Genomic DNA, 13,789 nt, shown 5'->3' with positions numbered 1-13,789 from the left:
CTGGTCGTTTAGCGGCAATTCAGCTGGAATATTGGCAGTTGCGCACTCGATGGTTAAAAGCGAACACCCACAAAAAAGCCGCCCCAAAGGGCGGCTTTCTCATTACATCAAACCAAATCTTACAACTTAGGCCCAGCAGCCTTGATCGCGTCGCTCACTTCGAACTTCTTGAAGTTCTCAACAAACAACCCGGCCAATGCTTTAGCAGCTTCATCGTAAGCAGCCTTGTCAGCCCAGGTATTACGTGGGTTCAACAGGCCAGTCTCAACGCCCGGCACGCTCAACGGCACGTCGAGGTTGATGGTGTCGAGGTGTTCGGTTTCAGCACCGATCAACGCGCCGCTCTGGATCGCTGCGATCACGCCACGAGTGGTCGGGATGTTGAAGCGCTTGCCAACGCCGTAGCCGCCGCCGGTCCAGCCGGTGTTGACCAGGTAGACCTTGGAGCCGAAGCCGCGGATGCGTTTGATCAGCAGTTCTGCGTATTCGCCAGCCGGACGCGGGAAGAATGGTGCGCCGAAGCAGGTGGAGAAAGTCGACTTGATGCCGCTGCCGGAACCCATTTCGGTCGAGCCCACCAGTGCGGTGTAGCCGGACAGGAAGTGGTAGGCCGCTTGTTCTTCGCTGAGGATCGAGACTGGCGGCAGAACGCCGGTCAGGTCGCAGGTCAGGAAGATCACAGCGTTTGGCTCGCCACCGAGGTTTTTCTCGGAACGCTTGGCAACGTGCTCCAGCGGGTAGGCTGCACGGCTGTTCTGGGTCAGGCTGACATCGGCGTAGTCGGCGTGCTTGGCGTCATCGATAACGACGTTTTCCAGGACAGCGCCGTGCTTGATGGCTTTCCAGATAACCGGCTCGTTCTTCTCGGAGAGGTCGATGCACTTGGCATAGCAACCGCCTTCGATGTTGAACACCACGCCTTCGCCCCAGCCGTGCTCGTCGTCACCGATCAGGTAACGGCTTTCGTCGGCGGACAGGGTGGTTTTACCGGTGCCCGACAGACCGAAGAACAGGGTCACGTCGCCCGCTTCACCGATGTTGGCAGCGCAGTGCATTGGCAGCACGTCGGCCGCCGGCAGCAGGAAGTTCTGTACCGAGAACATGGCTTTCTTCATTTCACCGGCGTAGCGCATGCCGGCGATCAGCACTTTCTTCTGTGCGAAGTTGAGGATCACGCAACCATCGGAGTTGGTGCCGTCACGCTCAGGAACGCATTCGAAGTTGGCGACGTTGAGAACTTGCCACTCTTCACGGCCAGCCGGGTTGTACTTTTCCGGGTTGATGAACAGGCAACGACCGAACAGGTTCTGCCAGGCAGTCTGCGTGGTCATTTTCACGGCCAGGTAGTGATCAGCAGACGCACCTACATGAACGTGGGAAACGAAATGCTCTTGTGCGTTGTTGAACGCTTCTACGCGGTCCCACAGGGCATCGAACTTGTCGGCCGGGAACTTGCGGTTGATCGGGCCCCAAGCAATGGAAGCCGAAGTGGATGGCTCGTCAACAATGAAACGATCGACTGGCGAGCGGCCGGTACGGTGACCGGTACGAACAACCAGCGCGCCGGTATCGGCAAGCTCGCCCTCACCGCGACTCAGAGCTTCTTTTACCAGATCATCAACACTCAGATCGGTGTACACGGCGTTATTGGCTTGCGTCATGAGATTCCCCGTCGGCCAGTGGCCGAGTGTGCTCCAAACGTTTTGTAGTAGAAAGTCGTGCACTACTACCGCGACAAAAAGTGGGCCGGATTATGCCAGAAAAGCCCAAAAATAGTAGAGCCCTCCGGTCAGAACGGCGTTATTCCGGCGCTATCCAGTGAATTTACCTACGCTGAACCGTTTTAGTGACGGGTATCTGACGGCGTATCAACCCCCGCTCCCGCGAACAATTGGGTGATATCCGCGGCATCAAACAGGTAGCGATGGTTGCAGAACTGGCAATCGATCTCGATGTGCCCACCATGTTCGATGACCAGCGCCTGGGCATCTTCCATGCCCAAGCTGACCAGGGCATTGCCCGAACGTTCGCGTGAGCAACTGCAATGAAAGCGCAGTTTCTGCACGTCGAACAGGCGCACCTGTTCTTCGTGGTAGAGGCGATGAAGCACGGTTTCGTTGTCCAGGCTCAGCAATTCATCGGCGGTCAGGGTGCTGGCCAGCGCGGTGATGTGCTGCCAACTGGCGGCGCGTTCTTCTTCGTCTTTCAAGCGGTCGGCGGGCAGTTGCTGCAGCAACAGGCCACGGGCACGACGGCCATCGGCGTACAACCAGAAACGCGTACCGACCTGCTGGGACATCACGAAGTAATTAGTGAAGCACTCCGACAGGGTTTCGCCATCCAGATCAACAATGCCTTGATAACGCTGGCCCTGGGTCGGATCAACAGTGAGCGCCAAGACACCATTGGGCATCAGGTCGGCGAGGGTCGCGCCGGGGGCGATCTGGTCGGCCTCGTAACGGGCCAGGCCACGGATTTCGCGCTCGCTGGAGCACTCGATCATCAGCAGCGGAATGGGGCCATCGGAACGGGCCTGGAGAATCAGCAAGCCATCGAACTTCAATGTGCCGACCAGCAATGAGGCGGCCGCCATCAACTCGCCGAGCAGTTGTGCCACCGGTTCCGGATAGGCATGTTTGGCGAGCACTTCGGCATAGCTGCGCTCCAGCCCGACCAGTTCGCCGCGAGTGTCGCTGTCATCGAAGATGAAGCGCTGGGTGTAGTCGGTATCCGGTAGATCGGTCATAGGTCTGGGTATCTGAAGTAATGACAATAGGGTTACAAAACATGAAAATCGCGCCTATGCGGCGCCGTTTTGTGCGCAATGTTCAGCCATGGGAGGCATTTTATGAACAATCAGGGTTTGTTCCAAGCAAGGTGGAACCTCCGCCGACTGGTTCTGTGCAATTTTTTGCCCTTGGCGCTGCTGGCCTTCTGGTTATGGCCTACCGGCCGGATGCTGTGTGTGATTTTCGACGAGTGGCTTTTTCATCGATTGAATGCACCGCTGGCCAGTCACCCGATATGGCTACACAGTTGGGCGATTACAAGTCTGCGCCCATTCGATACGCTGGTCGGCGTGATTCTGCTGGCGCTAACAATCAAAGGCGACTGGGTGTTCGAAAGGGTTGAGGTGCGCCAGGCATTTTTTGGCTTTCTCTCGATTCTGCTGGTGCTGGTGTTTATCCGCCTGCTGTTTTCAAAGCTTGTCGGGTACATGGACTGGCAGCACAACAGCCCATCGATGGTGATCAAGGGAGCCGTGCGCATGAGCGACTACTTCCCGGACCTTGAGAACCGCTGGGAATTGAAGGATCGGTCGACGCAAAGCTTTCCCGCCGATCACGCTTCAGTTCTGTTGATCTGGGCGCTGTTCATGACCGTGTTCAGCCGAAACTCATGGCAGACCTTGCTGATCTGGTCCTTGACGCTGCTGTTCATGATGCCGCGACTGGTTGCCGGCGCAAATTGGGGCCAGGACGATTACATCGGCGGCGTGCTGCTGGCGGTGTGGGCGCTGGGCTGGGGTTACTACACGCCGTTTGCGTATCACGCTTCGGCGTTTTTCCTGAAGGTGACTGCGCCGGTATTTAGGTTGTTGGAGAAGTTGCCGGTGGTGTCGCAGATGAGTGTGGTGCGTGGCGCCTGATCGAGCCCGCTGGCGAAAGCGTCAGCCCGCACGACACAAAAACACCTGATTCACTCGTCGTTGCTGCTACCACGAAACTTGAACAAATCCCGTCGCTGCTTCTTGCTTGGCTTGCCATCCGTGCTCACGCCCAGGGCGCCAGCCTTGCGCATCGCCGCGGCGGCTTCGCGCTTGGCAATACTGGCTTCGGTTTCCGCGTACAAGGTCTGAGCCTCTGGGGCGCCACGGCGCACTATCGACAGCGCCTGAACCACCACCGTACGTTCCTCGAACCCCGCACGAATCTGAAACTCGTCGCCGATCCGCGGCTCCTTGCCCGGTTTGCAGCGCTCGCCCCGGCAATGCACCTTGCCGCTTTCAATCGCTGCCTTGGCCAAAGCACGTGTTTTATAAAAACGTGCCGCCCACAACCACTTATCGAGACGGACCTTGTCGTCCTCTTCCTGTTTTTGTCCCACTTGAATTCCTCGCTCGGTGAATAGTCGGAACTGTACTACCGTTTCTGTCGGGCGCAAGAACCCGGCCCCCAGATAGAATGTGATCTTGGCCGGCCCCCGGCATGGAGTGATCAAATGACTATATTCCCTTCTTCGTTGACTTCGCCTCAGACTGGCTGCCAGGGCTGCCGGCAAAGCGAGCCTTTGGGTTTTGATTTTGCCTTTGCCTACCAACCGATCGTCGATCTGCGCGATCAATCGATTTTCGCTAACGAAGCATTGGTGCGCGGAGTCAACGGTGAAGGAGCATTGTCGATTCTGGCGCATGTCAATGACGACAATCGCTATCGTTTCGACCAGCTATGCCGCACGCGCGCCATTGAAGGCGCGGCAAATTTAAATATGCAGACACACTTGTCGATCAACTTCATGCCCAACGCTGTGTACCGTCCCGAGCTGTGTATTCGCAGCACCCTGGAGGCGGCGAAAAAGTACAACTTCCCGATCAATCGTCTGATTTTCGAAACACTCGAAAGTCAGCCTGTAGATAACTATCGCCATTTGACCAATATTCTGCGTGAATACCGCGAATTCGGCTTCAAGACCGCCATCGACGATTTCGGCGCGGGCTACTCGGGGCTCAATCTGCTGGCTGATTTCCAACCGGACCTGATCAAACTCGACATGGCGCTGATCCGCGATGTCGACCGCGATCGCGTTCGTCAGGCTATCGTTCGAGGGATTGTCACAATCTGTGCGGAGTTGAACGTTACAGTCATTGCCGAAGGCATCGAAAGCGCCGGAGAACGGGATTTCCTGGCGGACTGTGGAATATTTCTGATGCAGGGTTATTGGTTCGCCAAACCTGCATTCAAAGCGTTGGCCCAGGTCACACCTGAAGCCTGGTCGCGTTAATCGCCGGTTTTTTCCTATTGAAGACATTTGACCATTTGACCGTTGTCGGTCTGCGCGAGTGGGTGGCGCTCCCGGATTTGGGAGTGGCGGGCCTGCGGGCAAAAATCGACACCGGTGCCAGCACCTCCAGCCTGCACGCCACGGACATTGAACCGTTCGAGCGCGATGGTGAACGCTGGGTGCGTTTTACCGCGCACCTGGGGACGGTGGTGCAACTGCGTCACCGACGTTGTGAAGCGCCACTGGTGACGATGAAAACCATCAAAAGCTCCAACGGTCACGCGCAGATGCGCTACGTGGTCAGCACCACGCTGGCCTTGGGTGATCGGGTCTGGCGGGTCGAGTTCACCCTCGCCTGCCGCAAATCCATGCGTTATCGCCTGCTACTCGGTTCCAAAGCCCTGATCGACGGCCAACTGGTGGTCAATCCGGGTATCAAGTACGTACAAGACAAGCCGGTGTTCCCGGTATCTACCTCCTCCACAGGTGTTGCATGAAGATCGCTGTGCTGTCGCGGAACCCGCGTCTGTATTCCACTCGTCGTCTGGTCGAAGCCGGTACCGAGCGTGGCCATGAAATGGTGGTGATCGACACCCTGCGCGCCTATATGAACATTGCCAGCCACAAGCCGCAGATCCACTACCGTGGAAAGCCGCTGGAGGGCTTCGATGCGGTGATCCCGCGGATCGGTGCGTCGGTGACGTTTTATGGCTGCGCGGTGTTGCGTCAGTTCGAAATGATGGGGGTTTTTCCCCTTAACGAATCGGTGGCCATCGCCCGGTCACGCGACAAACTGCGTTCGCTGCAATTGCTCTCGCGCCGCGGTATCGGTTTGCCGGTCACCGGTTTTGCGCACTCCCCGGATGACATTCCCGACTTGATCGACATGGTCAACGGCGCACCCCTGGTGATCAAGGTGCTGGAAGGTACCCAAGGCATTGGCGTGGTGCTGTGTGAAACGGCAACAGCGGCAGAGTCGGTGATTGAAGCGTTCATGGGCCTGAAGCAGAACATCATGGTTCAGGAATACATCAAGGAAGCCGGTGGCGCAGACATTCGCTGCTTCGTGGTCGGCGACAAGGTGATTGCGGCAATGAAGCGCCAGGCCAAGCCTGGGGAGTTTCGCTCCAACCTGCATCGGGGCGGCAGCGCCAGCCTGATCAAGATCACCCCGGAAGAACGCATGACGGCATTGCGCGCGGCGAAAGTGATGGGGTTGGCGGTGGCGGGGGTGGATATCCTGCGCTCCAATCACGGACCGCTGGTGATGGAAGTGAACTCCTCGCCGGGTCTGGAAGGGATTGAGACCACCACCGGGAAGAACGTGGCGGGGATCATCATTGAGCACCTTGAGAAGAATGGTGGGCCGAATATGACGCGCACCAAAGGTAAGGGCTAGACGCCCAGCCTTGAGCGGCAAGCTACAAGCCTCAAGTGAAAAGCAACGGCAGTTCCGCGCAGGATTTGCTGATCGTTCCCACGTCGAGGCGTCGAACCGTCTGCGTGGGAATGCAGCCCGGGACGCTCCGCGTCCCATTCAAAGCCGAACGCGGAGCGCCCGTTGAGGCATTCCCACGCAGACGGTTCGACGCCTCGACGTGGGAACGATCAGGTCAGACAGCATCCCGCGGCAGCATCAACCCAAGCGGCAACCGCACCCGCGCTTCCAGCCCGCCTCCCGAGCGATTGCGCAACTCGACATTGCCGCCATGCATCGAAGCAATCCGCTTCACGATCGCCAGGCCCAACCCGGTGCCCTTCCCACCCCGGGCACGATCGCCCCGAGTGAACGGGTTAAAGATCGCCTCCAGCTCTGACGGATCAATCCCCGCGCCACGGTCCATGACACTCAGCACTACGTATGGCGCGCTGGTATCCCCGGAGACATACGCCGCCACCTCCACCCCGCTGCCCGCGTGGTGAAGGGCGTTGCCAATCAGGTTGTTCAACAACCGCTTCATTGACACCCGACGCAATGGGAACGGCTGGATCGGTTCCAGGCGCAGACGCACCTTCTCTTCGTTCTGGTTATACGGCGCAGCGACTTCGCGAACCAGATCACTCAGATCCACTTCCTCAACCGACTCGTCGCGACCATCGCGGATAAACGCCAGGAACTGATCGAGAATCGCGTCCATGTCTTCGATGTCGCGCACCATCGCGTCGGTCAGGTCGTTGTGGTCACCCATCAACTCCAGGGACAGCCGCAAACGGGTCAACGGCGTACGCAAGTCGTGCGACACCCCCGCCAACATCAGCTCCCGCTCGCGTCCGGCCTGTTCGACGTCCTCGGCCATCTGGTTGAAGGCGCGGTAAACCTCGGTCATCTCACTCGGCGTGTCGCTGATCGGCAGGCGCACGCTGCGCCCCTGGCCAAGCTGCCTCGCGGCGTAGACCAGACGTTTGAGCGGCTGGTTGAGCTGGCTGACGAAGATCCACGCCGAGGCAGTGGAGAGCAGACCGATCGCGAGGAACCAGCCAAGCACGTTCCAGATTTTCTGGCCGCGCAGCGGGTGAGGATAGAGCGGCACTTTCAGCCAGCCATCGCCCAGGCTAGGCGCCCGAACCCAGAGGGCCGGTGGCGAGTGCATGCGTAAGCGCACTTCTGTGTCGGCCCCCAGCTCTGCTTGCATCTGCCGCTGATAAATCTCGCTGTAAGGCCAATGCTGCTCACCTTCCGGCACGCCGGCGCCCACCACCCGGATCAGGGTCGCGGCATCGGCAATCTTTGCGCGGTTTTCTTCATCGGCGGCCCAATAGGCGCGCAGTGTCAGGGCGACGCCGTGGCTGTATTGGCGGTCCACCAGCACGTCTTCGTTCATCAACAGATAAACCAGGGTCAGTGCCTTGGAGAACAGGACGACGATCAGCACCAGCCACAGGGTGCGGGAGAAGAAGCTCTGGGGGAACCAAACGGGGGTTTTCATGGATAACCGCTACACACTTGCAGGAGCGAGCGATGCTCGCATATTGCGGATCGCGAGTCTGCGGACACAGTCATCTGACCCGTTGCCCGCAAGACCCGCTCCTACAAATCGCCGATCACTTGGTGGCGGCGCCATCCGGAACGAACACGTAACCCACGCCCCAGACCGTCTGGATGTAGCGCGGCTTGGAAGGATCGGGCTCGATCATGCGGCGCAGTCGGGATATCTGCACGTCGATCGAACGCTCCAGCGCATCCCATTCACGACCACGGGCCAGGTTCATCAGTTTGTCGCGGGTCAGTGGCTGACGCGCGTTCATGACCAGGGCCTTGAGGACCGCAAACTCGCCGGTGGTGAGCATGTGCACTTCGTCACCGCGCTTCAATTCACGGGTGGCCAGGGACAACTCGTAATCACCAAACGTCACGCTTTCGTCTTCGCTGCCCGGTGCGCCCGGCACAGGCGTCGACTGACGGCGCAGAACCGCTTTGACGCGGGCCATCAGCTCATCCGGGTTGAAAGGCTTGGCCAGATAATCGTCGGCACCCAGCTCCAGGCCCTTGATACGACTCAGCTCATCGCCCTTGGCGGTCAGCATGATGATCGGAATCTGATTGTTCGCCGTGCGCAGGCGGCGGCAGGCGGTCAGGCCGTCTTCGCCGGGCAGCATCAGGTCGAGGACGACCAGGTTGAACACTTCGCGCGCCAGCAGGCGATCCATTTGCTCGGTGTTCGGTACGGCACGTGCGCGGTAGCCCTTGCTGACGAAAAAACGCTCCAGCAGGCTGCTTAGCCCTGGATCGTCATCAACAATAAGAATTTTTTCGCCTTCAGCAATGTTTGCAGTGCTGCTCATTAGATGCTCCTTTTAGCTCGGCGCGCATTATGGCGTAGCTGCCGTTATACGCACCGTGTGCATTGTTAGCAGATTTTTCCTTCACCGTTAGAAATCCGCCCTTGGCGCGACAGCCTGCGATGTCCCTGAATGATAGAACGCTGGTTATAATGCGCGGCCTTTTGTGTCAGGCAACGTCTGATCATTACTGCAGATGGCCGTTTTTTATTTTCATGCCGACGGCAGTAATTGTTCGATTTCACGGGTCAACGGGATACCTGTTGATCCAGGTAGCGGCGCACGCCAGGCCGCTCAACCAGACTCGCCGAGCCTTTATTTCTGCGCCTGCGAGCCTGCTTTCACAATTTGTCAGGTGGTTTTATGGACAGCATCAACAGCCGCATCGCCGAGGAACTCGGTGTACGCCCACAACAGGTCGAAGCGGCCGTCGCGCTACTCGATGAAGGCTCTACCGTTCCCTTCATCGCCCGTTACCGGAAAGAAGTGACCGGCAGCCTCGATGACATCCAGTTGCGTCATCTGGAAGAGCGTCTGCGCTACCTGCGAGAACTCGACGAACGGCGCATCAGCATCCTCGCCAGCATCGAAGAGCAAGGCAAGCTGACCCCTGCACTCGAGCGCGACATCAAACTCGCCGACACCAAGACCCGCCTCGAAGACTTGTACCTGCCGTACAAGCAGAAGCGCCGCACCAAGGGCCAGATTGCCCTGGAAGCCGGCCTCGGTGAGCTGGCCGACGGCCTGTTCAACGACCCGACACTGACGCCAGACGTTGAAGCCGCACGCTTCATCAACGCCGAAAAAGGCGTGGCCGACGTGAAGGCAGCCCTCGAAGGCGCCAAATACATCCTCATGGAGCGCTTCGCCGAAGACGCCGGCCTGCTGGACAAGCTGCGCAGCTACCTCAAGCAGGAAGCCACCCTCAGTGCCCGCGTGATCGCCGGCAAGGAAGAGGAAGGCGCCAAGTTCCGCGACTACTTCGAACATGACGAACCGCTCAAAAGCATGCCGTCGCACCGCGCCCTGGCGATTTTCCGTGGCCGCAACGAAGGCATTCTCAGCTCCGCGCTGAAAGTCGGCGACGAGCTGCCGGGCACCATGCACCCGTGCGAAGGCATGATCGGCCAGCAATTCGGCATCCAGAACCAGAACCGCGCCGCCGACAAATGGCTGGGCGAAGTGGTGCGCTGGACCTGGAAGGTCAAGCTCTATACCCACCTCGAAACCGACCTGTTGGGCGAGCTGCGCGATGGCGCGGAAACCGAAGCGATCAACGTGTTCGCCCACAACCTGCACGACTTGCTGCTGTCGGCCCCGGCCGGCCCGCGCGCCACGCTGGGTCTCGACCCGGGCCTGCGCACCGGTTGCAAGGTCGCCGTGGTCGATGCCACCGGCAAGCTGCTGGATCACGCCACGGTTTACCCGCACGTGCCGCATAACAAGTGGGACCAGACCCTCGCGATTCTGGCGGCACTGTGCGCCAAGCACTCGGTGGACCTGATCGCTATCGGCAACGGCACCGCCAGCCGCGAAACCGACAAGCTGGCCGCAGAGCTGATCAAAAAATACCCAGCGATGAAAATGACCAAGGTCATGGTCTCCGAAGCCGGCGCATCGGTTTACTCGGCGTCGGAACTGGCTTCCAAGGAATTCCCGGACCTCGACGTGTCGATCCGTGGCGCGGTGTCGATTGCCCGCCGCCTGCAGGATCCACTGGCAGAACTGGTGAAGATCGATCCGAAATCCATCGGTGTCGGCCAGTATCAGCACGACGTGTCGCAGCTGAAACTGGCGCGCGGCCTGGACGCGGTGGTCGAGGACTGCGTAAACGCCGTGGGCGTGGACGTGAACACCGCTTCGGTGGCGCTGCTGGCCCGCATCTCCGGCCTCAACGCGACCCTGGCGCAGAACATCGTCAGCCACCGCGACGAGCACGGCGCGTTCAAAACCCGTGCTGCACTGAAGAAAGTCGCGCGTCTGGGCGAGAAAACCTTCGAACAGGCTGCCGGTTTCCTGCGCGTGATGAACGGCGACAACCCGCTCGACTCGTCCGCGGTTCACCCGGAAGCCTATCCGCTGGTGCAACGCATCGCCGCTGAAACCGACCGCGACATTCGTTCGCTGATCGGCGACGCCGCGTTCCTCAAGCGCCTCGATCCGAAGAAGTACACCGACGAGACGTTCGGTCTGCCGACGGTCACCGACATTCTGCAAGAGCTGGAAAAACCGGGCCGCGACCCACGTCCCGAGTTCAAGACCGCCGAGTTCCAGGAAGGCGTCGAAGACCTCAAGGACCTGCAACTGGGGATGATCCTCGAAGGCGTCGTGACCAACGTGACCAACTTCGGTGCATTCGTCGATATCGGCGTGCATCAGGACGGTTTGGTGCACATCTCCGCGCTTTCGGAGAAGTTCATCAAAGATCCGCGCGAAGCGGTGAAGGCCGGTGATGTGGTGAAAGTGAAGGTCATGGAAGTAGACATCCCGCGTAAACGTGTGGGCTTGTCGATGCGAATGAGCGACACGCCGGGCGAGAAAATCGACGGTGCTCGCGGTGCACGTCCGGGTTCGGCGCCACGCCAATCCCAGAACAATGCGCCACGTAAAGAAACCACGGCAGCGGCTCCGGCCAACAACGCCATGGCTTCGCTGTTCGCCAACGCCAAGCAATTGAAAAAACGTTGATGGACATTCCTGCCGGGCTGACCGAAAGCGCGTTTTTCAAGCTGCTGGGGTGTCGCTTGCACAGCCTGGAAACCGGGGTGGCGCAAGTCGCCCTGGGGCTGGAACCGCAACTGCGCAATCGAGGCGGCAAGCTGCACGGCGGGGCCTTGTTCAGTCTGGTGGACATTGCCATGGGGCTGGCCTGTTCCAGCACCCACGGCTTTGACCAGCAGAGCGCGACCATCGAGTGCAAGATCAATTACATTCGCGCCGTTTCAGACGGTGAGGTGATGTGCACGGCGCGAGTGATTCACCCGGGCCGGCGCACGCTGGTGGTCGAAGCTGATGTGATGCAGGGCGACAAACTCGTCGCAAAAGCACAAGGCACGTTCGCTGTCCTGTAGCTAGATGTCATCGATTTGAGTTAATTTCGGCGCAATGCAACCTGTGGGAGTGAGCTTGCTCGCAATGGCGGTGTGTCAGATGACGTAAATGTTGACTGATACACCCTCATCGCGAGCAAGCTCGCTCCCACAGGGATTTGCGGTGATCGATTCTTAACTGACCGGCATGAGGTCTGTGCCGCTCAAAAACCAGGCGAAAACGCCAGTTTCAACTTCACCCTTGTAGACCGTCTTGCCCACCCCCATATTGGGGCGACTGACGCGTGAAGGAATCCAACTTGAGCGAACTTCTCAACCGCCGCCTGGCTCTGCTCGGCGAGCGCGCTAACCTCTCTCTGCTCGAACAGTGCCTTCACGGCATCGAACGTGAATGCCTGCGCGTGACCGGCGAAGGTCGCCTGGCGCAAACGCCGCACCCGGAAGAATTGGGTTCCGCGCTGACCAACGAACAAATCACCACCGACTATTCCGAGTCGCTGCTGGAGTTCATCACGCCCGCCCTGCCCGACCCGGCGGATACGCTGGCGAGCCTGGACAAGATTCACCGCTTCGCCTACAGCAAGCTCGGCAACGAGTTTCTGTGGAGTCCATCGATGCCGTGCCCGCTGCCGGCCGAGGAAGACATCCCGATCGCCTATTACGGCACGTCCAACATCGGTCAGCTCAAGTACGTCTACCGCAAGGGCCTGGCCCTGCGTTACGGCAAGACCATGCAATGCATCGCCGGGATCCACTACAACTTTTCCCTGCCGGAAAAGCTCTGGCCGTTGCTCAAGGAAGCCGAAGGCTTTGTCGGCACCGACCGCGACTATCAGTCCTCGGCCTATATCGCGCTGATCCGCAACTTCCGGCGCTACAGCTGGCTGCTGATGTACCTGTTCGGTGCCTCGCCTGCCCTGGACGCCGGTTTCCTGCGCGGTCGCTCGCACCAGCTGGAACAACTGGACCCGGACACGTTGTATCTGCCTTACGCCACCAGCCTGCGCATGAGCGATCTGGGTTACCAGAGCAACGCCCAGGCCGGTCTGACGCCGTGCTACAACGACCTGGCCAGCTACACCGACAGTTTGCGCAAAGCGGTGGCCACGCCGTATGCACCGTACGTAGAAGTCGGCACGCACAAGGACGGTGAGTGGGTTCAGCTCAACACCAACATCCTGCAGATCGAAAACGAGTACTACTCCAACATCCGCCCAAAACGCGTGACCTACACCGGCGAACGGCCGATTCAGGCGTTGGTGGCCCGTGGCATTCAGTACGTTGAAGTGCGCTGCCTGGACATCAACCCGTTCCTGCCGATGGGCATCGACCTGCCGGAGTCGCGTTTCCTCGACGCGTTCCTGCTGTATTGCGCGCTGAACGACAGCCCGCTGCTGACCAACACCTCATGCAGCAACGCTACCTCCAACTTCCTCAGCGTGGTCAAGGAAGGTCGTCGTCCGGGTCTGCAACTGCAGCGTGACGGTCAACCGGTGGACATGAAGGAATGGGCCACTGAGCTGCTGGAGAAGATTGCTCCGCTCGCCGCGCTGCTCGATCAGAGCCATGGCGGCGATGCGCACAGCAACGCGCTGGACGTGCAAATGGAGAAGGTCAAGGATTCGTCCCGCACACCTTCAGCCCAGGTACTGGCGGCGATGGCCGAGCATAAGGAAAGCTTTGCTCAGTTCTCCCTGCGTCAGAGTCGGGTGCATGCGGAGTACTTCCGCAGTGAGCCGCTTTCTGGCGAAGACCAGGCGAAATTTGAAGAGCGGGCGCGTTCCTCTCTGGCTGAGCAAGCGGAGCTGGAACAGAACGAAGTCGGCGATTTCGATGTGTTTGTCGGCTCGTATCAGGCGAGCATTCTGTCGATCAGCAACTAATCTCCCTGGCAATGATCGTTCCCATGTCGAGGCGTCGAACCGTCTGCGTGGGAACGATCAACGCGACCCCCTTAG

General features: G+C 59.3%; 12 protein-coding genes. 7 read left to right on the top strand and 5 right to left on the bottom strand.

The genetic code is table 11. The annotated features are described in order from the left end of the window. Nucleotides 1-119: 119 nt before the first annotated feature. Nucleotides 120-1,661, bottom strand: a complete 1,542-nt coding sequence (locus QRN31_RS17580; protein WP_285433405.1) for a phosphoenolpyruvate carboxykinase — start codon at nucleotides 1,659-1,661, stop codon at nucleotides 120-122. Nucleotides 1,662-1,843: 182 nt separating this feature from the next. Further along, a complete protein-coding gene (hslO, locus tag QRN31_RS17575) occupies nucleotides 1,844-2,746 on the bottom strand; it encodes an Hsp33 family molecular chaperone HslO (RefSeq protein ID WP_285433403.1) in 903 nt (300 codons plus the stop codon). A 102-nt stretch (nucleotides 2,747-2,848) separates the two neighbouring features. Between hslO and QRN31_RS17570 the strand changes: the two genes are divergently transcribed. Beyond that, the gene (locus QRN31_RS17570) at nucleotides 2,849-3,649 is read left to right on the top strand and encodes a phosphatase PAP2 family protein (protein WP_285433401.1); all 801 of its coding nucleotides are present in this window, start codon (nucleotides 2,849-2,851) and stop codon (nucleotides 3,647-3,649) included. A gap of 50 nt (nucleotides 3,650-3,699) precedes the next feature. On the opposite strand, the gene QRN31_RS17565 is transcribed toward QRN31_RS17570, so the two are convergent. Continuing rightward, complete coding sequence (locus QRN31_RS17565; protein WP_090176956.1) at nucleotides 3,700-4,107, bottom strand: RNA-binding S4 domain-containing protein; 408 nt, start codon at nucleotides 4,105-4,107, stop codon at nucleotides 3,700-3,702. A gap of 114 nt (nucleotides 4,108-4,221) precedes the next feature. Here QRN31_RS17565 and rimA point away from each other — a divergent pair, with 114 nt between their 5' ends. Genes rimA through rimK form a run of 3 tightly spaced genes read left to right on the top strand, consistent with a single transcriptional unit; the run spans nucleotide 4,222 to nucleotide 6,400 of the window. Further along, nucleotides 4,222-5,001 carry a S6 modification regulatory phosphodiesterase RimA gene (gene rimA, locus QRN31_RS17560; protein ID WP_285433398.1) on the top strand — a complete coding sequence of 260 codons (780 nt, stop codon included), beginning with the start codon at nucleotides 4,222-4,224 and terminating at the stop codon, nucleotides 4,999-5,001. 17 nt (nucleotides 5,002-5,018) lie between these two features. Then, complete coding sequence (rimB, locus tag QRN31_RS17555; protein WP_090176961.1) at nucleotides 5,019-5,498, top strand: retropepsin-like aspartic endopeptidase RimB; 480 nt, start codon at nucleotides 5,019-5,021, stop codon at nucleotides 5,496-5,498. Beyond that, entirely contained in the window at nucleotides 5,495-6,400 is a 906-nt protein-coding gene (gene rimK / locus QRN31_RS17550; RefSeq protein ID WP_007949201.1) for a 30S ribosomal protein S6--L-glutamate ligase, read from the top strand. The genes rimB and rimK overlap by 4 nt, the downstream gene beginning before the upstream one ends. Before the next feature lie 214 nt (nucleotides 6,401-6,614). Here rimK and QRN31_RS17545 read toward each other — a convergent pair whose 3' ends face one another. Further along, nucleotides 6,615-7,928, bottom strand: a complete 1,314-nt coding sequence (locus QRN31_RS17545; protein ID WP_090176964.1) for an ATP-binding protein — start codon at nucleotides 7,926-7,928, stop codon at nucleotides 6,615-6,617. Nucleotides 7,929-8,043: 115 nt separating this feature from the next. Next, nucleotides 8,044-8,784, bottom strand: coding sequence for an osmolarity response regulator transcription factor OmpR (gene ompR / locus QRN31_RS17540; RefSeq protein WP_027922237.1), 741 nt, complete (start codon nucleotides 8,782-8,784; stop codon nucleotides 8,044-8,046). 360 nt (nucleotides 8,785-9,144) lie between these two features. Between ompR and QRN31_RS17535 the strand changes: the two genes are divergently transcribed. The 3 genes from QRN31_RS17535 to gshA all read left to right on the top strand — a co-directional run bounded on the left by QRN31_RS17535 (nucleotide 9,145) and on the right by gshA (nucleotide 13,714). Then, on the top strand, nucleotides 9,145-11,469 hold the full coding sequence (locus QRN31_RS17535) for a Tex family protein (RefSeq protein ID WP_285433396.1): 2,325 nt from the start codon (nucleotides 9,145-9,147) through the stop codon (nucleotides 11,467-11,469). Next, nucleotides 11,469-11,852: a PaaI family thioesterase gene (locus QRN31_RS17530; RefSeq protein WP_090176969.1), complete on the top strand. Its 384-nt coding sequence runs from the start codon at nucleotides 11,469-11,471 to the stop codon at nucleotides 11,850-11,852. Before QRN31_RS17535 ends, QRN31_RS17530 begins: the two co-directional genes overlap by 1 nt. Before the next feature lie 278 nt (nucleotides 11,853-12,130). Next, complete coding sequence (gene gshA, locus QRN31_RS17525) at nucleotides 12,131-13,714, top strand: glutamate--cysteine ligase (protein WP_285433393.1); 1,584 nt, start codon at nucleotides 12,131-12,133, stop codon at nucleotides 13,712-13,714. Nucleotides 13,715-13,789: the final 75 nt, after the last annotated feature.

Origin of the sequence: Pseudomonas sp. fls2-241-R2A-110, from assembly GCF_030209165.1 — a bacterium.
GTDB lineage: Bacteria > Pseudomonadota > Gammaproteobacteria > Pseudomonadales > Pseudomonadaceae > Aquipseudomonas.
The sequence above is the reverse complement of the archived record's forward strand: the minus strand, read 5'-3'. Positions and strand labels throughout refer to the sequence as shown.

Excerpts from the sequence above, each read along its gene's own strand:
- QRN31_RS17580 (WP_285433405.1), bottom strand. The coding sequence starts at position 1,661 with ATGACGCAAGCCAATAACGCCGTGTACACCGATCTGAGTGTTGATGAT.
- hslO (WP_285433403.1), bottom strand. The coding sequence starts at position 2,746 with ATGACCGATCTACCGGATACCGACTACACCCAGCGCTTCATCTTCGAT.
- QRN31_RS17570 (WP_285433401.1), top strand. The coding sequence starts at position 2,849 with ATGAACAATCAGGGTTTGTTCCAAGCAAGGTGGAACCTCCGCCGACTG.
- rimA (WP_285433398.1), top strand. The coding sequence starts at position 4,222 with ATGACTATATTCCCTTCTTCGTTGACTTCGCCTCAGACTGGCTGCCAG.
- rimK (WP_007949201.1), top strand. The coding sequence starts at position 5,495 with ATGAAGATCGCTGTGCTGTCGCGGAACCCGCGTCTGTATTCCACTCGT.
- QRN31_RS17545 (WP_090176964.1), bottom strand. The coding sequence starts at position 7,928 with ATGAAAACCCCCGTTTGGTTCCCCCAGAGCTTCTTCTCCCGCACCCTG.
- ompR (WP_027922237.1), bottom strand. The coding sequence starts at position 8,784 with ATGAGCAGCACTGCAAACATTGCTGAAGGCGAAAAAATTCTTATTGTT.
- QRN31_RS17535 (WP_285433396.1), top strand. The coding sequence starts at position 9,145 with ATGGACAGCATCAACAGCCGCATCGCCGAGGAACTCGGTGTACGCCCA.
- QRN31_RS17530 (WP_090176969.1), top strand. The coding sequence starts at position 11,469 with ATGGACATTCCTGCCGGGCTGACCGAAAGCGCGTTTTTCAAGCTGCTG.